At 63.3% G+C, this 26,457-nt stretch carries 27 protein-coding genes; 6 read left to right on the top strand and 21 right to left on the bottom strand.

All coding sequences use genetic code 11. The features are described from left to right. Window positions 1–42 precede the first annotated feature (42 nt). The 4 genes from SAJA_RS13575 to SAJA_RS13560 form a co-directional block, all read right to left on the bottom strand. On the bottom strand, window positions 43–1,563 hold the full coding sequence (locus tag SAJA_RS13575) for an alkaline phosphatase D family protein (protein ID WP_281272411.1): 1,521 nt from the start codon (window positions 1,561–1,563) through the stop codon (window positions 43–45). A gap of 146 nt (window positions 1,564–1,709) precedes the next feature. Next, window positions 1,710–2,048 (bottom strand): hypothetical protein, encoded by a 339-nt coding sequence (locus SAJA_RS13570; protein WP_123659205.1) that lies wholly within the window; start codon window positions 2,046–2,048, stop codon window positions 1,710–1,712. 106 nt (window positions 2,049–2,154) lie between these two features. Next, the gene (locus SAJA_RS13565) at window positions 2,155–3,600 is read right to left on the bottom strand and encodes an MFS transporter (protein ID WP_123659204.1); all 1,446 of its coding nucleotides are present in this window, start codon (window positions 3,598–3,600) and stop codon (window positions 2,155–2,157) included. Beyond that, window positions 3,597–3,824: a hypothetical protein gene (locus tag SAJA_RS13560; protein ID WP_123659203.1), complete on the bottom strand. Its 228-nt coding sequence runs from the start codon at window positions 3,822–3,824 to the stop codon at window positions 3,597–3,599. The genes SAJA_RS13565 and SAJA_RS13560 overlap by 4 nt, the downstream gene beginning before the upstream one ends. A gap of 184 nt (window positions 3,825–4,008) precedes the next feature. Here SAJA_RS13560 and SAJA_RS13555 point away from each other — a divergent pair, with 184 nt between their 5' ends. Continuing rightward, the gene (locus SAJA_RS13555) at window positions 4,009–4,320 is read left to right on the top strand and encodes an EF-hand domain-containing protein (protein WP_123659202.1); all 312 of its coding nucleotides are present in this window, start codon (window positions 4,009–4,011) and stop codon (window positions 4,318–4,320) included. Next, window positions 4,317–5,465, top strand: a complete 1,149-nt coding sequence (locus SAJA_RS13550) for a porin (RefSeq protein WP_123659201.1) — start codon at window positions 4,317–4,319, stop codon at window positions 5,463–5,465. The genes SAJA_RS13555 and SAJA_RS13550 overlap by 4 nt, the downstream gene beginning before the upstream one ends. Here the strand turns inward: SAJA_RS13550 and SAJA_RS13545 are convergent. After that, window positions 5,462–7,339 carry an Lnb N-terminal periplasmic domain-containing protein gene (locus SAJA_RS13545; RefSeq protein ID WP_123659200.1) on the bottom strand — a complete coding sequence of 626 codons (1,878 nt, stop codon included), beginning with the start codon at window positions 7,337–7,339 and terminating at the stop codon, window positions 5,462–5,464. The two genes, SAJA_RS13550 and SAJA_RS13545, sit on opposite strands and share 4 nt — an antisense overlap. Window positions 7,340–7,412: 73 nt before the next feature. After that, window positions 7,413–7,895, bottom strand: a complete 483-nt coding sequence (locus SAJA_RS13540; protein WP_123659199.1) for a DUF3015 domain-containing protein — start codon at window positions 7,893–7,895, stop codon at window positions 7,413–7,415. 301 nt (window positions 7,896–8,196) lie between these two features. Between SAJA_RS13540 and SAJA_RS13535 the strand changes: the two genes are divergently transcribed. Then, window positions 8,197–9,567: a GntP family permease gene (locus tag SAJA_RS13535; protein WP_123659198.1), complete on the top strand. Its 1,371-nt coding sequence runs from the start codon at window positions 8,197–8,199 to the stop codon at window positions 9,565–9,567. Window positions 9,568–9,615: 48 nt separating this feature from the next. On the opposite strand, the gene SAJA_RS13530 is transcribed toward SAJA_RS13535, so the two are convergent. The 13 genes from SAJA_RS13530 to SAJA_RS13470 all read right to left on the bottom strand — a co-directional run bounded on the left by SAJA_RS13530 (window position 9,616) and on the right by SAJA_RS13470 (window position 20,846). Beyond that, entirely contained in the window at window positions 9,616–10,596 is a 981-nt protein-coding gene (locus tag SAJA_RS13530; protein WP_123659197.1) for an aldo/keto reductase, read from the bottom strand. Then, on the bottom strand, window positions 10,593–11,891 hold the full coding sequence (locus SAJA_RS13525) for an NTP/NDP exchange transporter (protein WP_123659196.1): 1,299 nt from the start codon (window positions 11,889–11,891) through the stop codon (window positions 10,593–10,595). Before SAJA_RS13525 ends, SAJA_RS13530 begins: the two co-directional genes overlap by 4 nt. A gap of 369 nt (window positions 11,892–12,260) precedes the next feature. Continuing rightward, the gene (locus SAJA_RS13520; RefSeq protein ID WP_123659195.1) at window positions 12,261–13,376 is read right to left on the bottom strand and encodes a helix-turn-helix domain-containing protein; all 1,116 of its coding nucleotides are present in this window, start codon (window positions 13,374–13,376) and stop codon (window positions 12,261–12,263) included. Window positions 13,377–13,388: 12 nt separating this feature from the next. Continuing rightward, on the bottom strand, window positions 13,389–14,054 hold the full coding sequence (locus SAJA_RS13515; protein WP_123659194.1) for a hypothetical protein: 666 nt from the start codon (window positions 14,052–14,054) through the stop codon (window positions 13,389–13,391). Between the two features lie 416 nt (window positions 14,055–14,470). Beyond that, entirely contained in the window at window positions 14,471–14,773 is a 303-nt protein-coding gene (locus tag SAJA_RS13510) for a type II toxin-antitoxin system RelE/ParE family toxin (protein ID WP_123659193.1), read from the bottom strand. Beyond that, a complete protein-coding gene (locus tag SAJA_RS13505) occupies window positions 14,770–15,042 on the bottom strand; it encodes a YlcI/YnfO family protein (protein ID WP_123659192.1) in 273 nt (90 codons plus the stop codon). Before SAJA_RS13505 ends, SAJA_RS13510 begins: the two co-directional genes overlap by 4 nt. Window positions 15,043–15,124: 82 nt before the next feature. Continuing rightward, complete coding sequence (locus tag SAJA_RS13500; RefSeq protein ID WP_123659191.1) at window positions 15,125–15,487, bottom strand: gamma-butyrobetaine hydroxylase family protein; 363 nt, start codon at window positions 15,485–15,487, stop codon at window positions 15,125–15,127. 130 nt (window positions 15,488–15,617) lie between these two features. Further along, a complete protein-coding gene (gene hslU, locus SAJA_RS13495; protein WP_245963335.1) occupies window positions 15,618–17,018 on the bottom strand; it encodes an ATP-dependent protease ATPase subunit HslU in 1,401 nt (466 codons plus the stop codon). Beyond that, entirely contained in the window at window positions 17,011–17,553 is a 543-nt protein-coding gene (gene hslV, locus SAJA_RS13490) for an ATP-dependent protease subunit HslV (protein ID WP_123659190.1), read from the bottom strand. Before hslV ends, hslU begins: the two co-directional genes overlap by 8 nt. A 109-nt stretch (window positions 17,554–17,662) precedes the next feature. After that, on the bottom strand, window positions 17,663–18,610 hold the full coding sequence (xerC, locus tag SAJA_RS13485) for a tyrosine recombinase XerC (RefSeq protein ID WP_221180251.1): 948 nt from the start codon (window positions 18,608–18,610) through the stop codon (window positions 17,663–17,665). Window positions 18,611–18,613: 3 nt separating this feature from the next. Further along, window positions 18,614–19,333, bottom strand: coding sequence for a DUF484 family protein (locus tag SAJA_RS13480; protein ID WP_123659189.1), 720 nt, complete (start codon window positions 19,331–19,333; stop codon window positions 18,614–18,616). 69 nt (window positions 19,334–19,402) lie between these two features. Then, window positions 19,403–20,242: a diaminopimelate epimerase gene (gene dapF, locus SAJA_RS13475; protein WP_123659188.1), complete on the bottom strand. Its 840-nt coding sequence runs from the start codon at window positions 20,240–20,242 to the stop codon at window positions 19,403–19,405. A 4-nt stretch (window positions 20,243–20,246) separates the two neighbouring features. Further along, window positions 20,247–20,846: a copper chaperone PCu(A)C gene (locus tag SAJA_RS13470; RefSeq protein WP_123659187.1), complete on the bottom strand. Its 600-nt coding sequence runs from the start codon at window positions 20,844–20,846 to the stop codon at window positions 20,247–20,249. Window positions 20,847–20,906: 60 nt separating this feature from the next. Between SAJA_RS13470 and SAJA_RS13465 the strand changes: the two genes are divergently transcribed. From SAJA_RS13465 to SAJA_RS13455, 3 genes are all read left to right on the top strand, one after another. Further along, window positions 20,907–21,395, top strand: a complete 489-nt coding sequence (locus SAJA_RS13465; protein ID WP_184999898.1) for a MerC domain-containing protein — start codon at window positions 20,907–20,909, stop codon at window positions 21,393–21,395. Between the two features lie 34 nt (window positions 21,396–21,429). Continuing rightward, window positions 21,430–21,930 (top strand): Fur family transcriptional regulator, encoded by a 501-nt coding sequence (locus SAJA_RS13460; RefSeq protein ID WP_123659185.1) that lies wholly within the window; start codon window positions 21,430–21,432, stop codon window positions 21,928–21,930. 115 nt (window positions 21,931–22,045) lie between these two features. Further along, on the top strand, window positions 22,046–23,257 hold the full coding sequence (locus SAJA_RS13455) for a GTP-binding protein (RefSeq protein WP_123659184.1): 1,212 nt from the start codon (window positions 22,046–22,048) through the stop codon (window positions 23,255–23,257). Window positions 23,258–23,940: 683 nt separating this feature from the next. Here the strand turns inward: SAJA_RS13455 and SAJA_RS13450 are convergent. Both SAJA_RS13450 and SAJA_RS13445 read right to left on the bottom strand, forming a co-directional pair. Continuing rightward, window positions 23,941–25,008, bottom strand: coding sequence for a methyltransferase domain-containing protein (locus SAJA_RS13450; RefSeq protein ID WP_123659183.1), 1,068 nt, complete (start codon window positions 25,006–25,008; stop codon window positions 23,941–23,943). Between the two features lie 57 nt (window positions 25,009–25,065). Beyond that, a complete protein-coding gene (locus tag SAJA_RS13445) occupies window positions 25,066–26,436 on the bottom strand; it encodes an N-acetylmuramoyl-L-alanine amidase (RefSeq protein WP_184999897.1) in 1,371 nt (456 codons plus the stop codon). Window positions 26,437–26,457 lie beyond the last annotated feature (21 nt).

Below are 26,457 nucleotides of genomic sequence, written 5' to 3'. Positions count from 1 at the left end.
CGCGGCGGTGGCCAGGCCCGCGGCCGTGAGGCTGTCCCGTGCCTACTCGATATCTTCGATCCAGACTCGGTTGCTGGGCACCCGCATCGTCTTGAGTGGGCGCACCCCGGCATCCGGGGCACTGATGGTATCCACGGCCATGTAACGACAGGTCAGTGCGGTATCGTCGATATCCAGTACCGCATAGCCGTGGGCGGCCGAGTTCCAGTAGTGGATATGCGGGTTGGCCAGACGCACGGCAGGCGCCAGCTTGTTGGCGGGCACACCCAGCCGCTCGGCTGGCATGGGCGCGCTGGGCAGGTTCAACCCCGAACGGATCTGGTCTTCCAGATTGGCGGATGTGACCGAGCCCACCATCAACTCCACGCCCATCGGCCATTCCAGCAGGTTGTCGTAATCGGGCTTCAGATAGCCGGCCGTGAAGGTATGCAGATCACCGGTCAAGGCCACGACATTCGTGGTGCCGGCATCGCGCAGCGTGGACAGAATATGTGCGCGCTCGGCGGGATAGCCGTCCCACTGGTCGAGATTGGCGAACACCGGGCCCACTTTCAGCTGCATGAGCATCACCTCGTTGGCCCAGAGCTTCCAGCGCGCCGGCGACGCGGTCACCGTATCGATGAACCAGTCGCGCTGGGTGCGGCCCAGCATGGTGCGCCCCGGGTCATGGCGTGCTGCACACCCGAATGTGGCATAGCGCTCGCCGGCCGTGTCCGTGCCACAGGGCGGGCCGTCGCGATACAAACGCTCATCGGTGGCGATCAGTTCGGCAAGCTGGCCGAACCTGAAACGACGATAGATCTGGATTGACTCGTCCCAGGGCTGGCGCGCGTCGAAGGCCGTGTCGGCCGGAATATGCTCGCTCCAGGCACGGTTGGCGGCCTGGCGCAGCGCTGGCTGCGGTGTGGTGGCGGTGGTATCGCCGGTGTTGTTATCGGGATGGATATCGCCGTGGCAATCGTTGCCGAACTCGTGATCGTCCCAGATCACGATCATCGCGAAACGCTCGTGCAGACGCTGCAAGTCAGCGTCTTGCCGATAGCTGCGATACAGATGCCGATAATCTTCCAAATCGGCCGGTACGGTCTGGCCCGAGGGCAAAGGGGCAAGCTGGCGGGCCGCGCCCTGCTGGAAACCGGCGTCCACGGTTTCATAAATATAGTCGCCCAGATGCACGACGTAATCGACGTCCTCCTCGGCCAGGCGGGCCAGCGCGTTATAAAACCCGAAGCCGTAGTCCTGGCAGGTGATATAGCCCAGGCGCAGACGCGTGATGGTCTGGCGCTCGGCCGGCAGGGTCTTGAACCGGCCCGTACGGCTGGCCACGCCGCGATGGATGAAACGATAGTAATACGTCGAAAAACCACGCAGCGCCGGATGAGCGATCGCCAGCTTCACCGTATGATCGGCGTCGGCATCAAGCCGGGCGGCCCCGGCCAGCACGACATCGGTAAATGAGCGATCACGTGAGATCTGCCAGACCACGGGTGCCGTATTCACCGCGTCGTCGTCGATCACCCGGGTCCAGAGCACCACGCCCAAGGGCGTGTCGTCATAAGATATGACGTCGCATTGCTCGCGCCGGGCGTGTCAGGCAAGGCGCGGGCCGCCGAGCGTGGCCCGCCACGGTCAAGGCGCGCAACGCCGCATGGCGCGTCCGGCGCGAACAACCCCGAAGGGGCCGGTGGCCAAGCCCCGGCAATACGGCGTTATCGCTCGTTTACGTGGAATAACCACGCTGCACGCGCGATGCCTTGTCTTGCCGCGGCTTGGCCGCCGGTGCGCCGCCTTATCTTATGACGACACGCCCTGGCCTTGGGATCACCCGCAGCCACGCTTTGCGGATACCGCCTGGCCTGGTGGTTGGCCGTGGCGGCCCCGTCGATATCGAATAGATCGCCCTGATCGCCGACCGCGGCCGTGTCGATAAACGGCACCGGCCGGCCGAATACGCCCTCCAGCGGGCGAGCCCAACTGCCGGTCGCCGTCAGGCTCCAGCCGACCGCCCCCGCGGCCGATAGCATCGAAAGAAAACGACGACGATCCATGACCAAGCCTCATCCAGCACGTGATGAGACCCGACGCTATCGTGCGGATATGACCTGCCCGCGACGCCTTGATGACAGCTCGATGATAACGGCCGTTCGGCGATCTTTATGGGCCCGTGGCACGCTCGGAGGCCGCGGCATCGGCCACGTCCCGCGCGTAGCTGTGGCGTGCCAACAACAGAATCAGACCGCCGGCCACGAGCGTGATACCCATGGCGAGAAACGTCCAGGCCAGGGCCACGCCGTCAGAGCTGGCCTGCCCGCGGGCCGCGAACACCCCGCCGCCGCCGCCCAGCAGGGCAGCCAGCCCGCCGAAGGCCAGCGGTGCCACGGCCTCGAAAGCATTGCGAATGACCGTACGCACGCCTTCAGCCCGGCCCCAGACGTGCGAGTGCATGACATCCAAGCGGGCCGCATCCAGCGGTGGGTTGCTGGCGCCAAAGCAGGCCGCGGATAGAAACAGCAATGGCCCGGTGATCCATAGGGTGGTGGCCAGCACGCCCGGGGCCATCAGCACACCGCAGCCGAACAGCGCGGCCGCCGGCACGAGAATACGCGCGTTGAGCCAGCCGCCCGCGATCAGCCGGTCGGTCACACGCCCGGCGATCAACACGCCGATGATCGAGCCCGTGCCGAGGGCGACCGTGGTCAGACTGGCCACCGATTGCGACAGGCCGAAACGCTCGGCGATGAGCGTCACGCCGAACGAACGCAGCCCGGTGAAATAGAAATAGCCCAGCGCCGAGGCCACGATCAGGATCACGTTCGTGCGGATCGACAGGATATAGCGCAGCACGTCGATGAAGGCCATGCGGCCAGGATCAACCCGGCGCGGTGCGGTATGGCTGGCGGTCACGTCCTCGCGGGCCTCGGCCTGCTCGGCGACCGACGGCACCTCGTTTTCGTCGTTCTGCACGGCCTGCGTATCGGCCTGAGTCAAGCGCGCCGCGCCGCCGCGGGCCGGCTCGCGCAGCCCCCAAGCGATCAAGACCGCAAAGCCCAGGCCAATCGCCCCCAAGAGCCAGAACGCGGCGCGCCAGGAGGCGATGCCGGCGATCGTGCCACACAGTGCCAGGCCAACGGCCGAGCCCAATAGCTCGCCACCCAGCAGATAACTCCAGATCCGCCCACGCTCTACCGAGGCAAAGAAATCGCCGGTCAACGACGCCACCGCGGGCGCGGCCACGGCAGCCACACCGCCCAGCGCCAGCCGGCTGATCAGCAGCCAGACAAACGAGTTCGTGAAGCCGCTGACGATCATTGCCAGCGACCAGACCGTGATCATGGCCACCAGCAGACGCACGCGATGCACACGATCGACCAGCGCGCCGATCGGCAGCGTGGTGATCGCCCCGATCGCGGTCGAGGCTGCCACCAGCAATCCGATCTGGAAATTGCCGATATCGAGCGCGTCTTTCAGCGGCCTGGCGATCGCCCCGACCGCGGATTTATCGGCCCCGTCGAGTGCCAGCACGCCGCCTAGAAGGACAATCGTCTGTGAACGCTCGGATAAACGGAACCGGCTGCCCACGGCAGTCTGTTCATCGATCATGGGCAGTCACTTGCAGGGCCCGCGTTGATGGCCGGATTGTCGACCAGCCCAGCCGACCCTGCCATCAGCAAAGTTACATAGAGCCCTGGAAAACGAACAAGCGCCTGTTGTCGTGCGTACGGTACCGCGCGGATCAAACGATCAAGACAATGCCCGACCACGGTCGACAACGTGGTCATCGCCTTGGCGACCGGCACGTCGTCTTCGGCGAGCCACAGATGCATGCGACTAAAGTCGCCGCGGATTGGATCGGTTATGACAGGTTCATGAAAGCTGGCCTGCCTAGCATGATCCAAACGATGTCATCTGCACGCGCCGACGCCTGGAATCGCCGGGTGGGCGCGTGTTTTCGGCGTTCGTTCTTATCGCCACCACACCACCACGCACCCGGCATCGATTCGAATCCCAATGCGCCGACCCGATCACTCTTTCTTTGATAAGCGTTTTGCTCACCGTAGCGGCTGGGCCGTGGCCCTTGTGGCGGCGTTGACCGGCTGCAGCGGCCCCTGGTTCGGGCCGGGCGGCTTTGATCGCACGGCCATCGAACGCTCTGCCGCCCCGGCCGATGTGGCCGCCTTTCATACCGCTGATGCCGATGACAACGGTGTCATCGACCGCGGCGAGGCCCGTGCCCGTCTGGGTGGGCGGGCCGATGTGCTGGATATCGACGGCGACGACCAGATCTCGGCCACCGAGTTTCTGCACCATCGCGCGCCATGAAACGGCTCGTCGCCTGTGTTTTAGCCCGGCTTTATCAGTGCGGCTTCGTGATCGCCGTCATCAGCGGCGCCTCCGGCGCGGCCAGTGCGGCTATCGTGTATGAATCAGCCGATAACCGCTTGATCGTCAGTGGCCGCCTGGCGACTGCCAGCATCTGGCGCCACGACGTGCCCGAGGACGATCATGATCCACGCGACTATGGCTCGCGTATCCGCGGCATCGCCGAACACGTGTTTGGCAACGGTTGGTCGGGGCTGGTGCTCAGCGAATGGGCCTTCGACGCTTATCAAGACAACGCCACCAGCAACCGCTTCAAGCGCGAGCAGTACGCCGGCCTGAGCCACCCGCGCTACGGCACCGTTCTGGCCGGCAAGCAATACAGCGTGTGGTACGACCTGGTGGCCAGCTGGACCGACTATTTCTCGATCAACGGCCTGGCTGCTCAAGGCACCTTCGGCGGTCGCCGCCTGGCCGGGGCGTTCGAGGGTATCGGGCGGGCCGATCGCGCGGTGTCTTATCGCAACCGGTTCGGCAATCTGAACGTGGGTGTCATGTGGCAAGCCCCGCGCAATGCGCGGCGCGAAGAAACCGGTGTGGCCGGCACACAAACCCGCGGCGTACAACGCGATCGCAGCCTGCAGGCCGCCGCGGCATGGCATCTCGCGCCCAGCCTGTCGATCGCCGGCGCGATCGCACACAGCGATATCGACGACTACGACGAGACGCCCGGCACGCGCGTGGATGCCGATATGACCGCCGGCCTGCTCGGCCTGCGCTGGACGCCCGGCCACTGGTATCTGGCCGCCATCGGCGGCACCTACCACAACCTCATACGCGCGCCGTCATTCACCGGCTACAGGCGTGATCGCGCGCTCGATACCGCCCACGGCACAGAAAGCGTGGCGGCTTACCGCCTCGAAAACATCGCCCCGGGCAGCGTGCAGCTTTATACCGGCCTCAATGCGCTGTTCGACGGCCATAGTGCAGCGCGCAACGTCACCTTCATACAAGGCATCCGGTGGGTGTTTTTCGACGCCCGCGCCATCGTCGCCTTCGAGCACACAGAAACCGATGATCGGGATACCGACGGGCAAACCCCGGCCGGCGACGGCCAGACCGGGGTGCTGCTGCGCTATAACTTCTAGAAATAATGCCGGAACGCCACCTGGCAGCCCGTTCGCCCGGACGAGCGCCAGGCTTCGTAGTTGCACTGGGCCCGGATCGCGTTATTGCGCGATACCGGCACGTTCGCACTCACCCTGGCCTGTTTTCGATCGAAATGCTGGGCGAAATAGAGCTGTTCGACGCTGAGCCCCCATTGCACGTGAGGCGTGATCCACAGCGCCCCGGCATTGGCCCCGACCCCGGTGGCCACCGTGGGCTCCTGCGTGGCCACGGTCTCGACACGACCGGCGGCAAACACATACGGCATCACATCGCCCACCCGCCAGGACACGCCCGGCCCGCCGTGCAGATACAGCCCCAGCTGCCGGGTGTCGCGAACCGGCGTCTGCTCGAGCCCACCGTCCACGAACCAGGACACCGGCTTGAAGAACGTACCGCGCGGCACGATCGAGCGAATATTGACCAGGCCCAGGCGTTCGAGTTTTATTTCACCGTTGTCATAGGCCCGCACCGCCAGATCAAACCCCTCGATCCCGGCGCCGGTCGGAAAACCCTGCGGCCGGTCGAGCACGTCGTGATACGTCATGCGAAAACCGAACTCACCGTAGGCCGCGCCGTCCAGACGGCCGCCCGCCAGCGATACGAGATGCGTGCCGTGGCCGTCTTCCGGCGGCGCCGGCGGCTCGACCGGCGGCACGTCCGGCGCCGGATTAGCCTGCACGGCCCGCAGCAGAGCCAGGCTGTCGCGGGCCGTCTCATCGCGGCGCGTGTTCTTGCGCCCCTTCACACGAAGTGCCTGATACGCCACCTGGGCAACACGGTGCCGATCGGCCGGCGACAGACGCTGAAAGGCCGGCGTATCAAGCAGCTCGGTGTGGTTCACGAGCCGCTGGGCCAGCCGGCGTTGATTGGCATCAAGCCGATCGGCGCGATGCTGCAAGGCATGAATCTTTGAGGGCCGGTAATCACGCCCACTGACCAGCCCGGCACGTTTTAATGTCCGAATGGTGTGTACCGGGAGTTCGGCAATACGCTGGCCGGAGAGCAGATCAGCCGCCGGACGCGCCGTGTGGATCAACTCCAGCAGTCGAAACGAACAGTTTTCGTCGAAGAAGTAATAATCGAAATTGACGCCCCGCAACTCCCACAGATGGCGTACCAGCCAATCCAGCTCGTCGTGGTCGAGATTGAGCGGGTATTCCCAGATATCGCGGTTCTCGATGAACCCATAGCGATGGATCGTCTCGACATACGAGTTCACCGAAAACCGCCCCGGATACCCGCCGGCCAGGCCACGCCAGGCATAAAGTACCGAGCCGTCCGCCGTGGTCGACTGGGCCGCGAAATTGATCGCCCGCGATAAATAAGCCGACTCGGGTTCGGCCGAGGCATCCAGACGCAGCAGCGTGTGCCCGAACATCGACGAGGGACTGTTCAGATACGCCGCCGGGAACACCATGACCAGCCGGCCGATCGGCATCCGCGAGCGCCAGTCTTGGTATGCCGTGCAGTGCGCGAGCGCATCGCGGGTGTCCCAACCCAGGTGTTTGGCAATGAACTTGTAGCGTGCGGGGTATCGGCACCGGGCAGCACTGTCCGGCGCGGCCAACGCCTGGATACTGGCAGCAAGCTCATGGGCGGCATCGCTCGCCCCGTCGGGGGCCAGAAAGAAATCTTTATCGTCGACGTAGCTTTCGCCCACCCCACGAAGTGTGGCCCCCGGGTTGTAGTGCAACAACGCTTGCCAGCGCGGGGCATCAGCCAGGCGCGCAATCGTTGCCGCATCGGCCAGTGTCGACGCGCTGCCGGCCGGCGCCGTCGCGGCGCGGGCAGGCCCGGGCGCGCTCAAACCGAGGCCGGCCAGACACAGCACAAACAAAAGAAAAAAACGCATCGTCACCGGCTGTCAGACATAAAAAACCCTGCCAAAGCGCAGGCTTGGCAGGGCATGCGCGGCCAATGCCGTATTACGAGGTATAAACCTTCAGACGGGCGTCCTGCTGCATGACCGAGTCGATATGTGTCATCACCTGGCCGGCGTCGACATCCTGGCTCGGGAACACATCGGCGAAATGCTGATGCATGACCTGATCAAAATACGCACGGTCGCCGGGCTCGATCCCCATGGAAACCGACAGCGCCGTCAATGCCTCACCGTGGCCAACCGCCATGTCCTGGGCCACCTCTTCCAGCATGCCGTTCATGGCCAACAGGCTCTTGCCGTCATACGTCAACGCGCCGCTCGTGTCGCAGCCGTTGGTGCCGCTGGTCATACCGAACGTCTTGTTACCCGATGTCCCGTTCACCGTTGTGGCCAGCAAATGCACCGGCAACCCGCTTTTGCCCTCGAACACCAGGTTGCCCCAACCACAACCATCACCGCCCGGAGACACCGCGCTGGCCGACACGCTCACGCCCAGCAAGGCAGCGCCTAGAAGAATCTTTTTCATAACTCCCTCTTCATTTCGATTAATAACCCCAAAGGCCATGATCATCATGCGCCTTATAGCTGACACTAGCGCGGGCCAGTTCCGGCGACAACACGTTATTTAGTAGAACCTGAAACGGCCCTCACCGTCTGGCGGCGTAAATGAGGCCATAGCGCCTTGTAAAACTGCGCCAGCCATCGAGCGAATCGTAGTAACCCACTGAAAACAAAAGTAAGCAGCGGGCGTGCACACCGGTGCTTTCTTCCGACGCACCGATTCGGGCAGGATCGCTGACAGCCACGCATCTGCCCGACGCCTTCTCGTGCTCTATACCCTGATACTTGTCGCGCTCGTCGCGTTCATCGTCGTCGCCACCTCCGGGCTTCGGCTTCACCCGTTTCTGGTGTTGTTGTTCGCCGCCCTTGTCGGCGGGCTGGCCTACGGCGTGCCGGCGGCCGAGGTGGTAGCGGCCATCGGGCAGGGTTTTGGCAATATCCTGGGCAGCATCGGCCTGGTCATCGTCTTCGGCACGATCATCGGCGTGATACTGGAAAAAAGCGGTGCGGCACTGACCATGGCCGATACGCTCATCCGCCTGCTGGGCCAGCGTTTCCCGACGCTCACCATGTCGCTTATTGGCTATCTGGTCTCGATTCCCGTGTTCTGCGACTCGGCCTACGTGATTCTCAACTCGCTCAAGAACGCCGTCGCCGCACGCATGCAGGTTTCGGTGACCGCCATGAGCGTGGCCCTGGCCACCGGGCTGTATGCCACCCACACGTTCGTGCCGCCCACGCCTGGGCCCATCGCCGCGGCCGGCAACCTGGGCATCGGCAGCAATCTTGGATTGGTGATTCTCTTGGGCGCCATCGTGGCCCTGGTCACGGCCCTGGCCGGCATGCTCTGGGCCAATCGTTTTCTGGGCCGGGATGATGCCGAGGCCGGCCTGCTGACCGAAGATGCCGACCATATCGGCGCCGGCGATGCTTTTGCAGCCTTTCGTGAAAAACATGGCGCCCTGCCCGGCCCGTTGGCCGCCTTTGCACCGATCGGCCTGCCGATTGCTCTCATCTGCTTGGGCTCGCTCGCCGCGTTTCCGTCACAGCCGCTGGGCAGTGGCAGCCTGAGTGCCACACTGCAATTTATGGGCGACCCGCTGGTCGCCCTGGCCCTGGGCCTGGTCGCTGCATTTCCGCTGCTGCCCCGCACCAACCGCCGCGACGCCCTACAGGACCGCGTGACCCAAGGCATTGAGGCCGCAGCTCCCATACTCATGATCACCGGTGCCGGCGGTGCTTTCGGGGCCGTGCTCAAGGCCACGCCGCTGGCTGATTTCATTGGCGACACGCTGTCTGCGCTCGGCATCGGCATCTTCATGCCGTTCATCGTGGCCGCCGCGCTGAAGACCGCCCAGGGCTCGTCGACCGTCGCACTCGTGGCCACCTCGGCCCTCGTCGCCCCGCTCCTTGGCGATATCGGCCTGGACAGCGACATGGGCCTCGCGCTGTGCGTGCTGGCCATCGGCGCGGGTGCCATGACCGTGTCCCACGCCAACGACAGCTTCTTCTGGGTCGTCTCCCAGTTCAGCCGCATGCCGGTCGCGCTGGCGTATCGCTCGATGACGATTGCAACGCTAATTCAGGGCATCACCGGCATCGTCACCGTGTGGCTGATGTCGCTTGTGTTGCTCTAGGGCTGCCGCCCGCTGAGGGGCGGCGTACGATCCGCTCCGCCGCGGGGGTCAGGCCAGCTCGGCCACGGTACGGCGCATACGCTGGCGCATCGCCTTATCCGGCAAGGGCCCGGTGCCGGCACCCATGTTGTCGATCAAGTGTTTTGGGTCGCCCGTGGCCGGGATCACCACGTTCACGGCCGGCTCGGCCAGCACGTATTTCAGGGCGAACTGGGCCCAGCTCTCAATGCCGATCTCCTTGGCATAGCCCGGCAACGTCTGGCCCTTGACCGCGCGGAAGAACTGGCCGTCGTTGAACGCACGGTTCACGATCACCGCAATGCCCCGATCAGCCGCCAACGGCAACAGGCGCTCCTCGGCCTCGGGCGTCATGATCGAGTAATTGAACTGGACAAAATCCATGTTCTTGTCGCGCATCTCGCGCTCCAGGCGCTCGAAGGCCCGGGTCAAATAATGCGTGATGCCGATATAGCGATACTGACCCGTAGCCTTGCGCGCCTTGAGCGTGGCCCATTGGGTTTCCAGGTCCACGAAGTTGTGGATCTGCATCAGATCGATGGGTTTTCCCAGCCGCTCGGCCGAGGTATCCATCTGTTGCTTGCCTTCGGCCTGGCCGCGGATATGCACCTTCGTGGCCATGAACAGCGCGTCGCGCAGGCCCGTATCGCGTGCCAGCTCGCCGATCACGGTTTCGGCATTGCCGTAGGTCGGCGAGGTGTCGACCATCTCGCCGCCGTGGGCCACGAACGCTTCAAGTACCTGACGAAGCGCAGCGCGCTGGCCGTTGGCGTAGGAAAAAGTGCCCGACGAGCCGAGCCCCATCACCGCCAGCTGCTCGCCGGTGGACGGAATGGCCCGCGTTCGCATGGCCGAGGTGGCGGCGGAGGGCGCGTCTTTGGCCGCATCGTTCTTAGTCGTCGCCGCCCACAGCGCGCTTGGCAAGAACGTACTCGCCCCGGCCGCCGCACCCGCGGCCAGCAGGCGACGACGCATTGTCGACGTGGGATCGGTATCTCGGTATCGGCTCATCTCGCACGCTCCTGTTCTATAGTTGTGTCGCCGGCCGTATCTGCACGCGCACGGCGCTCGCGTGTTTGGCCCAGCATGAAACCCAGCGCGGCCCAGGCCAGCGCCAAGGGGGCTGCGACCAGCGCCAGGCCGGCCAGGCCAAGGCCCAGCACGCCAAGACCGGTATAGACCCAGCCACTCACGGCATCGCCAAAGCGATACACCACCGTATCGATGAAATTCTTGGCCTTGTATTTGTCTTCTCGCGGTACAACGCCGAAAAGCATCTCGCGCGCCGGCTTGGTCAGCGCATAGTTCCCCGCCCGGCGAACCACCTGGAAAACCACCAGAACCACCAACGTGGGCGCGAGCCCCAAAGCACCGAAACCGGCTGCGACCGCCACAGGAATCATCGCCAGCGCGATTGGCAACCCCAGCCAGGCCACCAGACGCGCGGTGGCAAAGAACTGCAAGCCCAGTGTCAGCGTGTTGGTGGCCAGATCCATGCCGGCAAACACCCGCGTGCGCGTGGCCGAGTCATCAAAAGCGGCCGCCACGATATGGGCCTGCTCGAAATACAAAAACGTCGACAATGAGGCGTAGGCCATGATGAAGACACAGATCGCCAACAGATAAGGCGAGCGAAACACATGCACCGCCCCCGCCCAGATCGAGCCCGTACGCTCGGCCCGGCCCGGCCGCGCCCGACTGGCCGAGCCCGCCGCCGACGACATCACCGCCAGCGCACAGCCCGTGGCAGCGATTAACAGCCCGATCGAAATCAACAACAGATCGACCGTCCCCAACCGCTCCGCCAGTGCAGCCGTCAAGGCCGGGCCCACGATGGCCCCCGCACTACCCCCGGCCGAAATCACACCGAACAAGCGCAGCGACTGGTGCTTGTCGAACACATCGTTCATCACGCTCCAGAACAGCGAGATGACGAACAGATTGAACACACTCGTCCAGACGAAAAACGCCCGCGCCGTCCACGCCGGCGCCACATCCGCCTGCATCAACACAAAAAACAGCGCGATCACACCGATCGAGGCGCCGTAACACACCATCACCAACGCCCGTCGCGCGAAGCGCCGCACTGCCCAACCAAACGCCGGCACAATCGCCAACATCGTCACGAACGTCGCCGTGAACACCCAGGCCAACTGATCAACGCCGCCTTGGATCCCCATCTCATCCCGCACCGGCCGCAACACGAAATAACCGGCCAACAAGAAAAAGAAATAAAAGAACGACCCGACGACAGGCCCAGCCTCGCCGGGCGCCAATCGCAGCCAGCGGTACAAGCGGCTAGGCATCAGAGGCCACTCGGCGTGGAATTCCGCGACAAATCACTAAGCGACCGGGCAGGTTCATCATCGAAATCACTTGTTCGATCTTTCTACGAACATATTGCATCGATGCCCGGCGCAGCGAACGCCAGCTCGCTGACGCCATTCGATTCGACCGACTACGCATCACGTCGGCGCGTGACGCATGCCAGATCGACTGCTCTGGCAACCACACGATCCGTACGCCCTGCCTTGATAAAAGAAGGTGTCCGGCGAGAGCATGAGGTTCGTGGTCATGGCTTGCAGTGCCACAAAATCAAACGGAGGGGGGCGTAAATGTGGCAATGCTCAAACTGACCCCATCTGCCCCTTGGCGCCCTTTTTCGTTGCTATGAGTTAGGCGTTATCGCGTACCAATCGAAGCCCCGGTCTGCTATATCTCGTGCTTCGGGATTGGGCCACTTCGTCCTGCTTCGAGGGCGGCGCGGTCTGTAGAAGCGATTCAACTTCGTCGACAGGGAGATTCAGCTCAGCAGCTAAGTCGTCCTTGGTGAAACCCTCAAGCCATAGTTCGCGCAGGACTTTATCCCAAGCGATGGAGTATTCGCGATTCTGGCTGTTTGGCTCCTTACGCCGGTACCCGAGAGTGCTCAGTTGTCGGCACAAGGCTCGATATTGCCAGTTCGAAATGACTCCGGCGTCGTAAGACGAGCGAGCCAAAGCGGCCACAGAGACGCCCCATCGAGTCTTAGCTTTTACAATTTGCTGCAAAGAGGGGAATTTAGGTAGGCGCGCATGCAGATCTTCTTTGGGCATAAGGAACGCGGAGGCAAACTGATCAGCTTCGCGTTCTCGATCCCGTTTCTCGTTTTCGCCTAAATCATCAAGTAGCCCGTGCTGATGAAGTACGAGGTGGCCGAGTTCGTGCGCCGCATCGAAACGACTTCTTTCAGCGGACTTGAGCGTATTCAAGAACACGTACGGCTTGTCTCCCCGCCACACAGAGAACGCGTCCACGTTGTGGTTGCTTTCCTCGAGTGAGAACAGTCGAACGCCCTTGGACTCCAAGAGCTTGATCATGTGACGAACCGGTTGATATCCGACGCCCCAGGCGCTGCGAACCGTGATCGCGGCTGTGGCCGGGTCTTCGCCACGTAAACCTAGCACTTCGGATTGCGGGAGATCGAATTTACGCTGTACCCAGTCGTCTATCGAATAGGCGAGCGCTCCAGCGGCCAGCGCCGCCTTACGCTGCTTCGCAGTCATTGATGACAAGCTACGGAAGCTGACCGATTTGGTCTGTAGCGTCTCGAGGTCGTCACCGAAAAAGAAGGCTTTCGGGTAATTCAGCGTGGTCGCCAGAGCCGCGATCGTCTCCTGTTCCGGTTGGGCAGTTTCTCCCGTCTCAATCCGGGTCAGCGTCACATTGCTGATACCAGCCCCTTGGGCAAGGGCTTTTTTGGTCACCTGACGACGCTCACGCGCGATGGTCAGCCTGGCTGGATTGAACATAAGGGCTCACGCTCACTCTGCTTTCTTGCGCGTAACGGGGACGTCGAGATCCGCGCTATCTTTCTGCGACGCGTTATCGTCGGCGCTCGATTCGAACGGCGCACCGAGGTCATCCAGCGGAGAGTCTGCAATAAAGACACGTTGGTAGAAGTCTTCATACCAACCGCCACTGAAATTGCGCGGTCGCGACACTTCCACACATACGTTGTCGCTACGGTGACACACGCAGACGATCCATACGGCGTACGCGAGACCCTTCGGCCGCGAATCGCCATTTTCGGGAGGGTCGAACATGTCGCCTTGCGCGCTGTTAATCAGCTCGCGAGAGACTGGCCCCCTTCGCGAAATCGGTTGAGGATCGTGAACTGTACAGGCCGAGTCCACGTTTTGGTATAGGAGCTGCACCCGAGTTGTATCGTTCACAACCGACTCGATGCCGTTTTGCCTGTCGAGTCGCCACTCACCGCGTTCGATTAGAATACTACGCAGTGCTTCAACGCCGTAAAAGTAGGCGTTGGTGCCAGGCGCTACGAGGGGCATGTAAGGGTGGGTGTTGACGTGAGCCTGCCTGGAATACGCCGCTATTTGCTTGGCGTCGGATCGGGAGATTCCTAGTCTTTCGAGAATGCGGTCGCCAGCATCCGCTTGCTGCTCAGTAAATATTTCGGCTAACTCCATGAGGTACTCGTGTTAATTTATCGCGACTACATTGTAGCGCAAAAAATTTAACATCCGCCATCTGCGTTCTACGCTTGCCCTCGGCAAGCAAGGACGACGGGGTCAAATACCCTCTTAAATTTCAAGCCTCTTCATCGGTACTTCGGCCCGGAACGGCTGGCCTGACTTGATCACGCCATAGAACAGGTGCACCAGCTTTCGGGTCGGGCGACGGGGTCAGGTATTGCATTGCCACAATTTTCTGATAGGTCGACTACCGACAACAAACGAGACTCGAATCGATCGCCTAAGTTAACCGACGCGGTGAATTGTTCCGGCTGAATGTAGCAATGCAACCTGACCCCGTTCTACTCTTCTGAGTTGCTTGCCGCACCGATATTCGGCGAGAGTTTAGTTGTCTTCCTTCAACCACGTCTTCAGTCGAAGTAATCCGCTTCGCGCTGATGCCGAACAGCCAAAATGACAATCGTTTCTTCGTCTCTAACCTCGAAGAGCGCGACGTAGCCAGCCTTTCCAAATGGCACGATGATCTCGCGCAGCGTTGGATCGTTGTCGGCAGCCTTGCGGCTGTTGAACGGAAAGTCGGCTAGGTATTCGAATGAGCGGCGCAGGGCTTGTCGGGCTTTGGCGCCGGCCACCAGATCTTTATCGTCGAGGCATTGATACAGCCGCAGCAGGTCTTGTCGCGCGCCCGGTGTGAGGACGACGCGGTAGGTCATGTCTCGCGGCGTTTGGCGTTTTGCTGGGCGATGTCGTCGAGCTCGGCCAGAACTTGGTCGGCGGAGAAGTATTCGCCAGTGCGGTCGGCTTCGTCGCGGGCTGCGAGGCCGCGGCGTATGAATTCAGCCTGGCTGTCACGATGATGGATTTCGTCGCGGATGGCGGTTTCGACGAAGCTGGACAGGGTTTCGCCGTCGCGCAGGACGCGCTCGGCGGATTCACGCAGTTCGGGGGCGACGCGAAGCGAGGGGATTGAGGCCGTTTTCATGGCAGCGGTTCATGCGTTGCGTTTGCGATGCATCGACTAGAGAACGCCATGCGCTGCTGCGCCCGATCGGTTCTGGCCCGTTTCAATGCCAGAGCTTGTCACGGCTCGCGCCCGCGTCTTCCAAGCGCTTGATGTAGTCGTTCCAGTTGGCCTCGTACTGCTCGCCCATGTCGCGCAGGGTTTGCCAGGAGAAGATGCCGGTGTTGTGGCCGTCGTCGAAGTGGAGTTGGACGGCGTAGTTGCCGACGGGTTCGATCTTGTCGACGCCGACGTCTTTTTTGCCCGTCACCAACTGCATGGGGCCGCCGTGGCCGCGGACTTCGGCTGACGGGGAGTAGACGCGCAGATATTCCAGCGGGAGGTTGTAGGTGGCGCCGTCTTCGAAGACGACTTCCAGCACTTTGGATTTCTGGTGGAGGGTGATGTCGGTGGGGGCGTCGGCCATGATGAATCTCCTGGGTCGTGGGCATGAAAAAGCCGGAGCGGAATGGCCCGCCCCGGCTGATTCGAGCCCTTGATCTTGGTTCAACAGCTCGATTTTCCGGCCTGTCAGCTATGACTATAGCGCGCGTGCGTTACAGGATATAGCGCGACAGGTCTTCGTCGGCGGCCAGATCCTTGAGCTTGCCGTCAACATAGGCGGCATCGATCGTCAGCGTTTCGCCGGATTTATCGGGGCCTTCGAAAGAGATTTCCTCCATCAGGCGTTCCATGATGGTGTGCAGCCGACGGGCGCCGATGTTTTCGGTGCCTTCGTTGACGTTGAAGGCCATTTCGGCGATGCGATGCACGCCGTCTTCGGTGAAATCGATGGTCACACCTTCGACGTTCATGAGCTCGACGTATTGCTCTGTCAGCGAGCAGTGCGGCTCGGTGAGAATCCGCACGAAGTCCTCGGCCTTGAGCGCGTTAAGCTCGACACGAATCGGCAGACGGCCCTGGAGTTCCGGGATCAGATCCGAGGGCTTGGCCACGTGGAAGGCGCCGGAGGCGATGAACAGGATGTGATCGGTCCGAACCATGCCGTACTTGGTCGAGATCGTGGAGCCTTCGACCAGGGGCAACAGGTCTCGCTGCACGCCTTCACGCGAGACGTCGCCGCCCGAGCCGCCGCCGGCGTCCGAGCGTTTGCAGACCTTGTCGATCTCGTCGAGGAAGACGATGCCGTTGTTCTCGACTTCGTGGATGGCCTGGGTCTTGATCTGTTCTTCGTCGACCAGCTTGGCGGCTTCTTCATCCACGAGCTGACGATAGGCATCGCGAATCTTGATCTTGGCCCGCTTGGATTTCTGGTTGTTGCCCATGTTCTGGAACATGGACTGGAGCTGGTTGGTCATCTCCTCCATGCCGGGCGGGGCCGTGATTTCCATGCTCTGGCTCTGCGACAGCTCCAGCTCGACTTCCTTGTCGTCGAGCTTGCCTTCGCGCAGGCGCTTGCGAAAGACCTCGCGGGTGGCCGTGGATTCGGTGGCCTTGCCGGAATCATCCCAATCGTCGTGCTTGGGTTTGGGCAGGAGGGAGTCGAGGATGCGTTCTTCGGCGGCCAGCTCGGCGTCGTTATGGACGCGCTTCTTGGCCTCCTCGCGCGTCATCTTCATGCCGGTTTCGACCAGATCCTTGATGATCGAGTCGACTTCTTTACCCACATAGCCCACTTCGGTGAACTTGGTGGCCTCGACCTTGGTGAACGGCGCCTTGGCCAGCTTGGCCAGCCGGCGCGCGATCTCGGTCTTGCCGACACCGGTCGGGCCGATCATGAGGATGTTCTTGGGCGTGATTTCGCCGCGGATGGTTTCATCCAGCTGCATGCGCCGCCAGCGGTTACGCAGGGCGATGGCGACCGAGCGCTTGGCCTCGGCCTGACCGACGATATGGCGATCCAGCTCGGCGACGATTTCACGGGGCGTCATCTGGGCACGGGGCAGTGCAGTCTGCGCGTTGTCGGTGCCCAGCTGTTCGGTGGCGGTCTCACTCATGGTCGAGCACCTCGACGGTGATGTAATGGTTGGTGTAGATACAGGTGTCAGCCGCGATATGCATGGCTTTTTCGGCGATCTCGGCGGCTGTCATATCGGTGTTTTCGATCAGCGCGCGGGCCGCGGCCTGGGCATAGGAGCCGCCCGAGCCGATGGCCATGCAGCCGAACTCGGGCTCCATGACGTCGCCGTTGCCCGAGAGCATGAGCGTGGCGGTGGAATCGGCCACCAGCAGCAGCGCTTCCAGGCGGCGCAGCGCGCGGTCGGTACGCCAGTCCTTGGCCATGTCGACCGCGGATTTCACGAGCTGGCCGTTGTGCTGCGACAGCTTGCCCTCGAAACGCTCGAACAGCGTGAAGGCATCGGCCGTGCCACCGGCGAACCCGGCCAGCACTTTTTCGTCATACAGCCGACGCACCTTGCGGGCGTTGCCCTTGAACATCGTGTCGCCCATGGACACCTGCCCGTCGCCGGCGATGGCGACCTGGCCATCGCGGCGTACGGAAAGGATGGTCGTACCGTCGAATTGCTTCACAGCTAACACTCGTTGCGTTTCGTGTTCGAGACGTTGTGGGGCCACGCGACAAGCGATTCAAGACAGGGGGTTGGCGCCGAACATGGCGCAAGCCGGCCGCGCGCAGCCCTCAGTCGTCGTCAGTACCCACGTGGGCACGCGGGTGGGCGGCGTCGTAGACCCGTGACAGATGCGCGAAATCAAGATGGGTATAGATCTGCGTGGTGCTGATATGGGCGTGGCCCAGCAGTTCCTGCACCGCGCGCAGGTCGGCCGAGGATTCCAGCAGATGCGTGGCAAAGGAATGCCGCAGCTTGTGCGGATGCAGGTGCACGGGCAGGCCGTGGGTGAGCGCCCAGCGCGCCATGCGCGCGGCGATCGAGCGGCGTGACAGGCGGGTGCCGCGCTGGGAGACAAACAGCGCAGTGACGGCCGGCGCGGCCAGGGTGTTTCGCACGGTCAGCCAGCGGTCCAGCGCGGCCGCGGCCTTGGCACCAATCGGCACACGGCGCTCCTTGTTGCCCTTGCCAATGACGCGTGCCTCGCCCTCGGCCAGATCGATATCGGCCAAATCCAGTTCGGCGACCTCGGCCAGCCGTGCCCCGGCGCTGTAGAACAACTCCAGCAGGGCCAGATCGCGTGTTTCCAGCGTGTCGTCCGGCGCGGCGTCCAGCACGCGCGCCAGATCGTCGACGTCGATGGTTTCGGGCAGTTTGGCCGGTTTTTTCGGCGCGCGAAGATCGGTGGCCGGATTGGTATCGGCAAAGCCCTGGCGCATCTGCCAGGTATAGAAGCTGCGCAGGGCCGAGGCCAGGCGCGACAGGCTGGCGGGTTTGGCACCCGCACGGTGGCGATGGGCCAGATAATCGCGCAGGTCGGCCGTGGCGATATGACCCCAGCCCGCATGCCCGCGCTCGGCCAGCCAGTCGGCGGCGGCCCCCAGATCCCGGCGGTAGGCGGCCACGGTATGCGCCGAGGCCCGACGGATCTGCACGAGATGATCCAGATAACCTTGCAGCGCGTTGTCCAATGACGCGCGATGCGCCTGGGCAACGGCGTCGGCGTCTACCGGGGCCACGCGCTAGGCCACGGCGTCGTCGCCGATCAGGCGGGCCAGCGTGGCTGTCAGCAGCGCGCCGAACAGCTCGACGAACAGCGTGCCCATGTCGGGGGTGAAGCGCTGCGGGTCACGGCTGGCCAGCACGATCGCCCCGCGCACCTCGCTGCGGCCCAGCGGGATGAACGCCGCACTGGTGAACATCGCATCATCGTCGCCGTCGGCGAACAGCGCCTTGGCCTGGGCCGCTGTCAGCTCGCCGCAGATCGGCTTGCCGCGCCGACGGACATGGGTCAGCGCCTCGTGGGCGGCCGAGGCATCGTCCAGCCAGAGGATCCGGTTGATATCAGCCCGTGCCGGGCCCTCCAGGAACACACCGGTGGCGTCCACCCCGAAATGCTGTTGCAACGAATCGGTCAATGCTGCGATCAGGGCATCGACCTCGGTCGCGCCCACCATGATGCGGGCCACGCGGTTGAGCTGAACCACGCGGTCTTCGTTGGCCCGCGCGGTGCCCACCAGTTCTTCAAAACGGGCGGCCAGTTCGCGATTGGTCTGGCGCAGCCGGGCCACCTGGCGCTCGATGAGCGAGGCCGCCCCCTGGGCGTCATGGCCGATGGCCTGGGCCTCGAAGGCCTCGGGATGACGCGCGACGAAATCCGGGTGCGCGACCAGCCAGGCCGCGACCTGGTCTTCATCCAGCTCGGGAACAGACGACGAGGGCTCGGGTTGGGTATCGCTCATGACGGCTCGCAGACGATGACTATTCAGGCCAGTCCTTAGATTACCAGCATGGCCCTACCGACCCGGCAATCAGCCGGCAACCGCCAGCCGGCCATCGAACACGCGCTCGGCGGGGCCGATGAGATAAGCCGGCGTGCCGGGCCCGTCCCAGACGACCCGTGCCGTGCCGCCGGCCAGATCCACCCGCACATCCCGGTCCAGCGTGCCCGCGGCAATGGCCGTAACCACGGCAGCCGCGGCCCCGCTGCCACAGGCCAGGGTTTCCCCGGCGCCGCGCTCGAAAACCCGCAGGCGGATATGATCGCGCGCCACGATCTGGCGAAAGCCCACGTTCACACGTTCGGGAAACACGCGATGGCTTTCCAGCGCCGGGCCCAGCGTGGCCACCGGGGCGGTGTCGATATCGGCGACATCCAGCACCGCGTGCGGGTTGCCAAACGATACGGCGGCGAACATCACCGGGCCGCCGGGCACATCGTCAAGCGTGTAGCGCCGGGCCGCGGCAAAACCGGCCAGGGGCACATCGGCCGGGGCAAAGGCCGGCACGCCGAGGGCGACGGAAAACGTATCGTCATCGAGTGCTTCAAGCGTCATCTGGCCGTCGCGGATATCCACCACGACCGCTTTCTTGTCGGTCAGCCCGGTTTCGCGCACGTAACGCACGAAACAGCGCGCACCGTTGCCGCACTGGCCGGATTCGCTGCCGTCGGCATTGAGGATGCGATAGCTGAAATCGGCGTTGCCGGCCCGCGGCGGGCCCACGATCAGTATCTGGTCACAGCCCACGCCAAAACGCCGGTCGGCGATGCGCCGTGCCTGGGCCGGCGTAAGCTCGATGGGCGCGTTGATGGCCTCGAGCACGACGAAATCGTTGCCCAGCCCGTGCATCTTGGTAAACGACAGCGGCATGGGGCTAGCCGGCGGTCTTGGAGTCGTCGGTGGCCGATACGCCCGTGGGGGACTGGCCATCACTGAGTGCTTTTTCAGTCTGGGTGGTTTCGGCATCCGTGGGCGGCAGATCCATATTGGCCGGCTGGCCGCTGCGTACGGTGGCCGTCACGTCAAGCTCGGCCTCGTTGGCGCCACATGCCAGCACGAGCTGGATTTCGTCGCCGTTTTCATAGGCACGGGTCGGCGAGAACAACGCGATTTCGCGCTCGTTGGGGCGTAGCGTGATCTGGCTGTCGGCGGCCACGGTGAACGGCGCCAGCGGCTGGGCCCCGCCGTTTTCATCGTCGCCGGCCGTCGCGGCCGCGGCCTTGTCCTGGAACAGGGCCTTGTTGAATTGCTCGCTGGCCACGCCGCGGATGACGACATCGCGATCGCCGGTGTTTTCAAGCGTCATATAGCCCAGCATCTCGCGCGAGCCGGCATGCGCGGGCGTGACCCAGGCGCCCGAGGCCGCCAGCGCGCCGCAATCGCTGGCCGGGCCGGACGGGCCACAGCCTGCCAGGCCGGACACCAGCACCGCCGTGCCTAGCGCGATATACGCGATGTTCGAAAAGGATCGCATCCCAGCTCCTTAATGTTATATGATAACGCCATCGCGTCTTGCTCAGTATCGAGCGATTCAATGCATCATCGTACCGCCAAACTCGACCGAATCGCAGTCCAGCTTTCCGGGCTGTGTCTGTTGCACTGCCTGGCACTGCCTCTGTTGATCGCCGTGGTGCCGGTGCTCGGGCTGACCGAGCATGCGCACGTGTTCTTTCATCAGCTCATGCTGTTTGGGGTCGTGCCCATCGCCGTGATGTCACTCGGGCGTGGCTATACCGTGCATCGACGGGCCCGCGTGCCGTTTCTTGGTGTGCTGGGCGTCGCCCTGCTGGCCGCGGCTGCCCTGCTGGTTCACCCGCATGCCCATATCGGGCCTACCGTTACCGGAGAGGCGGCCGAGCGCTGGATCACGGTTGCCGGCGCGTTGATTCTGGCGGGCGCGCACACCATCAATGCCCGTGCCATGCGCTATAAACGCCACGCGCATCGCCGGTGCCTGCATGCGCCGGCGGCGGCGCCAGCGGATACCGATGTTCGCGCTGCTGGCTCGATCGAGCCACAATAGGTGATCTAAAAGCGCTTTACGAGGGATAAAGACCATGGTCCAGCCTGCCACGAACGTCGCGCTGAGCCATTCGGCACACGACCACGACGCCTGTATTGCCGATGCACTGAGCCGAGCCGACGCCCTGTGCCGCCAGCAGGGCCTGCGCCTGACGGCCATCCGCCGGCGGGTGCTGGAGCTGATCTGGGCCAACCATCAGCCCACCAAGGCGTATGATCTGCTGGCCCAAATCAACGCCGAGCGCGGCAACGCGGCCCCGCCGACGGTCTATCGCGCGCTGGATTTTCTGCTCGAAGCCGGGCTGATTCACAAGATCGAATCCCAGAACGCGTTCATCGGCTGTGCCGTGGATCACGAACGCAACCAGCCTAAGTTCTTCATTTGCCGCACCTGTGGGCGTGCCGCGGAGATCCAGAGCAGCCAGATCGATGACGTGATCGCCAGCGAGGCCGAGGAAGCCGGCTTTGTGGTCGATCATCAGACAATCGAGGTCGACGGCCTTTGTGCGGCCTGCGCGGCCAGCACGAAAAGCTGAACAACCCAGACTGGCCAGGTCGGCTGACCAGATCGGTTGAAAGGCATCGTTTCAAATACGGTGCTTTTTTTAGGCTGTTTTACTGTTATTTTATATCGTTACATATCGAGCGCCAATGTCTTTACGAAAACTGCCGGTCACGGTCTTGTCAGGCTTTCTGGGCGCCGGCAAGACCACGCTGCTCAACCATCTGCTGGCCAATCGCTGCGGTCTAAAAGTCGCGGTCATCGTCAACGACATGAGCGAGATCAATATCGACGCCCGGCAACTGGCCGAGCACGGCGGCCTGTCGCGGATCGATGAAACACTGGTCGAGTTCTCCAACGGCTGTATCTGCTGCACGCTGCGCGAGGATCTGCTGGGCGAGGTCCGCCGCCTGGCCGAAAGCCAGCGCTTCGATTATCTGCTGATCGAATCCACCGGCATCTCCGAGCCACTGCCCGTGGCCGCCACCTTTGCCATGCGCGATGACACCGGCTTTGCGTTAGCGGACATCGCCCATCTGGACACGCTGGTCACCGTGGTCGATGCCGGGGCGTTCATCGCCAACTACCAGTCCGTGGAACAGCTGGCCGATCGCGGCGAAGCCGCCGAGGCAGACGACGAGCGCACGGTGGTCGATCTCATGGTCGAGCAGATCGAGTTTGCCAACGTACTCGTACTCAATAAATGCGACCGGCTGGCCGCTGACCAGCGCTCGCAGACGATCGCTATTCTCAAGGCACTCAACCCCCAGGCCGAGATCATCGAGGCCTGTCAGGCCCGCGTGCCGGCCACTTCCGTGCTGGGCACAGACCGCTTCGACTTCGAAGCCGCCGCACAGATGCCCGGCTGGGCGCGAGAACTGGCCGGCACCCCGCACCCGCCGGAAAGCGAGGAATACGGCATCACGAGCTTCGTCTATCAGCGCCGCCTGCCTTTTCACCCGCAGCGCCTGTTCGATCTGCTGCACCACGACTGGCCGGGCGTGCTGCGCTCGAAAGGCTGGTTCTGGCTGGCCTCGCGGCCCGACTGGGTGGGCGAAATCTCACAGGCCGGCGGCGCCCTGACCCATCAGGCCGCCGGCTTCTGGTGGGCCAGCGAACCCGCCGGCCAGCGCCTGCCCGTGGATAATCAAGCGCGCGACAGCGTGCAGGCTGCGTGGGACAACGACTACGGCGATCGCCGCCAGGAAATCGTCGTCATCGGCATCGATATGGATACGGCCGGACTGACTGCTCGTCTGGATGCGTGTTTGTTGACCGACGATGAGCTGGCGGCCGGTTGGCAGGCCTGGCAGTTGTTGCTGGATCCGTTTCCGGATTGGCAGGTTGGGATTGAGAGTTGAGAATGCTATCGCAGCCCGGGCGCGCGCAGGGACGTTCTGATATCGAGGTTGTAGTTGCTCACGTGCTGCTTTAGCCGGGCGTTTTCGCACTGCTGTGCGAGTCCCTTCTTTTGCTTGTCCAAAAGAAGGAACCAAGAAAAAGACCCCGTCCTCGGCGCCCGCTTCGCGGGTGCACTCCGATGCTCACGTCGACGGGACGCGCAAAAAACTCACATCGCTTTCGCGATGCTTAAACATCTTTGCGCGCCGGCGCAATGCGCCGGACACCCGTCGCCGCTCCGCGTCTCTGTCGCCTTCAGCAACGGACCGAATACAGCACGGGCGACCAGGGCTTGGGAGTTGAGCCGGAGCCAACGGTGAGCACCTGATGGTTTGACTCAGCTCCGCGCTATCCGAGCCGTGTCTGTATTCAAAATCCCTTCAGAGCCGGCGCAGACGTGCAGGTTGCCTGGGTGTCTGGCGCACCGCGCCAGCGCGGCCAGTTGTCTGAGCATCGCCAAAGCGATGCGAGTTCTGGCCGTGTCCCAGGCAACCTGTGCGGCTGCGCGGACCCGCGTAGCGGGCGGATGTGTAGGGGGTCCTTTCCTTTGGTTACTTTCGTTTGGACAAGCAAACGAAAGTGACTCGCGCTGCGGCGCGAAACCGGGGCTCAATTCGCCTCTAGAGTTTTCCAACTCGATGCGTCAACAACACCCGCCCGAAGCCTGAGCCAAAACCGCCCCACGGTCGGCCTCACCACGCCCCTCATCGAACGGCAAGGAAACCCCACACCCCGAAAACACGCCGTAATGCGTTGAAAAATCACCGATGAAATCGAAATGCGGCGCGAATCGCGATTCGGCGAGCATGCGCCAGGTGTTGCCGCATACGGGGAACACGCGCCCGGCCTCGATCACATGGTGGCCATCGAGCGTGAAGCTGTGCGGCGCGGTGCTGATCGTGCCGCGATAGATCACGGCCTGGCCGTAGTCTTCACAGGCCGGTTCCAGCGCGTCGATATTGAACAGCCGGTAGGTGGCGGAATAGAACCGCGCATTGCCGAGCTTGGCTTCCAGCGTTTTGTTATCGACCGTCAACCGACGAGATTCGACCAGGCGTGGGTCGCCAAAGCCCACACGAGCCGCCATGTGCTCGAAGTCGTTCCAGTAGAGCGCCCCGCCCAGGCATTCGCCGTAAAGCACGGGGTCGGTGGCCACGGCTTCGGGCAGCCGGCGATCGGCATAGACGTCAGAGAAATAGAACTCGCCGCCGGGTTTTAACAGGCGTGCCACATCTGCCAGCACCTTGGGCTTGTCGGTGCATAGATTGATCACGCAGTTGGAAATGACGACATCGAAACTGCCCGGCGCCAGGTCCAGCGTGTCGAGTGCTTCGAGATAGCCTTTCTCAAAACGCACGTTCGAGGCCGCGTAGCCGAAGGCCTGGCGGTGATATTCCGTGTGCTCGCGCGCCACGGCCAGCTGCTCGTCGGTCATGTCCACACCGACGACCTCACCGGTCTCGCCGACGAGCTGGGCCAGCAGGTAGACATCGCGGCCGGCGCCGCAGCCCAGATCCAGCACGCGCGCGCCGGCCAGCTCGTCGGGCACGACCAGGCCACAGCCGTAGTAGCGGGCCAGCACGTCGTCGTGAATATTGCCCAGCAGCGGCTTGAGATGCTCGGGCGGGGTCTGGTCGCAACAGGCGTTGGTGGCCAGATCGGCCGAGGATTGCAGGGTCTGGCCGTAATAGGTCTGTACGGATTCGCGCATGGTCAGGGCCTTGGGGCGGGCAATGGCGTTATCGTATCAACCCGGCCGGTGTGTCGATCAGCGCCCGTGCGGCAACTCCAGTTTCTGCCCGGCAACCAGCGTGCGATCGTGCAGGTGGTTGATGCTCATCAGCGTGTCGACGCTGATGTTCTGGCGCGCGGCGATCTGGGATAGCGTATCGCCAGACTTTACCGTGTATAGCGATCCGCCCGTCGGGGCCATGCGCTCGGGCGGGTGTTCCTTGAAATAGGCCATGATGCCGTTGAACATCGCCGTGGCCAGCTGGTCGCGAAAGGCATCGCTTTTGAGCCGGCGGGCCTGGGCGGGGTTGGACAGAAACGCGGTTTCACACAGCACCGACGGAATCATGGGGTCACGCAGCACGGCGAAGTTGGCCCGGGGCGGCGTGCGCCGATAGATCGGGCCCACACGGCTGAACTGGCCGATGATGTCGTGGGCCAGGCTGTCGGCGTCGTCGATCGAGGCATTCTGATACAGATCGGTGAGCACGGCGTTGAGTGTTGGATCCGTATCGGAGAATTCCACCCCGGCCACGCGCCGATCGGCCGAGTTCTCGAACTGCGCCAGCTGGGCCGCTTTCGAATCCGACGCCCCATGCTGAGAAAGCACGTAGCAGGTGCCGCCGTCCACGCGATGATCATCGGGATAAGCGTTCTGGTGAATCGAAACGAACAGATTGGCGTGATTCTCCTGGGCGATATGCACGCGCTCGCGCAGGCCGATGAAACGATCGTCGGTGCGGGTGAGCACCGGATGCACACTGGCCGTAGTTTTCAACTTGGCATAGAGCTTCTTGGCGATGGAAAGCGCCACGGTCTTCTCCATCAGCCCGTTGGCCCCGCGTGTGCCCGAGTCGTGCCCGCCGTGGCCAGGGTCGATGACCACCACGACCGGCCCGTTCACGCGGGCCGCGGTATACAGCGCCTCGGGCTCCTTGTTCTGGCGTACCGGCGTGTCGGTCGAGTCGTCGGCAGGTGCGGGGGTGGGCGCGCTCGGCCGAGACGGCGCATCGTTTTTTGCAGCCGCTTGACCCGTGTCGATACGGGCCACGAGATCGTGGCCGGCCGCCGACACCCCCGCAAGATGGGCCCCGCCCGCCAGATCGATCACCGCGCGCGTACTGCCATCGCCGTGGCGAGCCAGGCGCACGCCGGTCAGGCCCGGGTGCCGGCCGACCGGCGCGACGTCGCCGATATGGGTGGCTTCCAGATCGATCACGGCCCGCGCCGGATCATCCAGCGAGAAATAATGAAACTTGGGTGCGGCGTCCAGGGCGAAACGTACCGTGCTGGTGGTGCCCTCGGTGGTTACCGACACGCCGCCCAGCTGGGCGGCCCAGGCGCTGGCCGTGGGCAGACAAAGCACGGCACCAACCAACACGGATACAAGACGAGCAGATAGAGTCACGGAACGCGGGTCACTGGCTGG

Source organism: Salinisphaera japonica YTM-1, assembly GCF_003788585.1.
Taxonomy (GTDB): Bacteria; Pseudomonadota; Gammaproteobacteria; order Nevskiales; family Salinisphaeraceae; genus Salinisphaera; species Salinisphaera japonica.
This window is presented reverse-complemented; position numbering and strand designations above follow the sequence as displayed.

What these genes read in the sequence shown, in the direction of transcription:
- SAJA_RS13515 (WP_123659194.1), bottom strand. Translation starts at nt 14,054, where the DNA reads ATGGAGTTAGCCGAAATATTTACTGAGCAGCAAGCGGATGCTGGCGAC.
- SAJA_RS13525 (WP_123659196.1), bottom strand. Translation starts at nt 11,891, where the DNA reads ATGCCTAGCCGCTTGTACCGCTGGCTGCGATTGGCGCCCGGCGAGGCT.
- SAJA_RS13505 (WP_123659192.1), bottom strand. Translation starts at nt 15,042, where the DNA reads ATGAAAACGGCCTCAATCCCCTCGCTTCGCGTCGCCCCCGAACTGCGT.
- SAJA_RS13555 (WP_123659202.1), top strand. Translation starts at nt 4,009, where the DNA reads ATGCGCCGACCCGATCACTCTTTCTTTGATAAGCGTTTTGCTCACCGT.
- SAJA_RS13500 (WP_123659191.1), bottom strand. Translation starts at nt 15,487, where the DNA reads ATGGCCGACGCCCCCACCGACATCACCCTCCACCAGAAATCCAAAGTG.
- SAJA_RS13570 (WP_123659205.1), bottom strand. Translation starts at nt 2,048, where the DNA reads ATGGATCGTCGTCGTTTTCTTTCGATGCTATCGGCCGCGGGGGCGGTC.
- SAJA_RS13455 (WP_123659184.1), top strand. Translation starts at nt 22,046, where the DNA reads ATGTCTTTACGAAAACTGCCGGTCACGGTCTTGTCAGGCTTTCTGGGC.
- SAJA_RS13565 (WP_123659204.1), bottom strand. Translation starts at nt 3,600, where the DNA reads ATGATCGATGAACAGACTGCCGTGGGCAGCCGGTTCCGTTTATCCGAG.
- SAJA_RS13560 (WP_123659203.1), bottom strand. Translation starts at nt 3,824, where the DNA reads ATGCATCTGTGGCTCGCCGAAGACGACGTGCCGGTCGCCAAGGCGATG.
- SAJA_RS13465 (WP_184999898.1), top strand. Translation starts at nt 20,907, where the DNA reads ATGCATCATCGTACCGCCAAACTCGACCGAATCGCAGTCCAGCTTTCC.
- SAJA_RS13510 (WP_123659193.1), bottom strand. Translation starts at nt 14,773, where the DNA reads ATGACCTACCGCGTCGTCCTCACACCGGGCGCGCGACAAGACCTGCTG.
- SAJA_RS13520 (WP_123659195.1), bottom strand. Translation starts at nt 13,376, where the DNA reads ATGTTCAATCCAGCCAGGCTGACCATCGCGCGTGAGCGTCGTCAGGTG.
- SAJA_RS13550 (WP_123659201.1), top strand. Translation starts at nt 4,317, where the DNA reads ATGAAACGGCTCGTCGCCTGTGTTTTAGCCCGGCTTTATCAGTGCGGC.
- SAJA_RS13450 (WP_123659183.1), bottom strand. Translation starts at nt 25,008, where the DNA reads ATGCGCGAATCCGTACAGACCTATTACGGCCAGACCCTGCAATCCTCG.
- SAJA_RS13470 (WP_123659187.1), bottom strand. Translation starts at nt 20,846, where the DNA reads ATGCGATCCTTTTCGAACATCGCGTATATCGCGCTAGGCACGGCGGTG.
- SAJA_RS13480 (WP_123659189.1), bottom strand. Translation starts at nt 19,333, where the DNA reads ATGAGCGATACCCAACCCGAGCCCTCGTCGTCTGTTCCCGAGCTGGAT.
- dapF (WP_123659188.1), bottom strand. Translation starts at nt 20,242, where the DNA reads ATGCCGCTGTCGTTTACCAAGATGCACGGGCTGGGCAACGATTTCGTC.
- SAJA_RS13530 (WP_123659197.1), bottom strand. Translation starts at nt 10,596, where the DNA reads ATGAGCCGATACCGAGATACCGATCCCACGTCGACAATGCGTCGTCGC.
- SAJA_RS13545 (WP_123659200.1), bottom strand. Translation starts at nt 7,339, where the DNA reads ATGCGTTTTTTTCTTTTGTTTGTGCTGTGTCTGGCCGGCCTCGGTTTG.
- hslU (WP_245963335.1), bottom strand. Translation starts at nt 17,018, where the DNA reads ATGAGTGAGACCGCCACCGAACAGCTGGGCACCGACAACGCGCAGACT.
- SAJA_RS13540 (WP_123659199.1), bottom strand. Translation starts at nt 7,895, where the DNA reads ATGAAAAAGATTCTTCTAGGCGCTGCCTTGCTGGGCGTGAGCGTGTCG.
- SAJA_RS13460 (WP_123659185.1), top strand. Translation starts at nt 21,430, where the DNA reads ATGGTCCAGCCTGCCACGAACGTCGCGCTGAGCCATTCGGCACACGAC.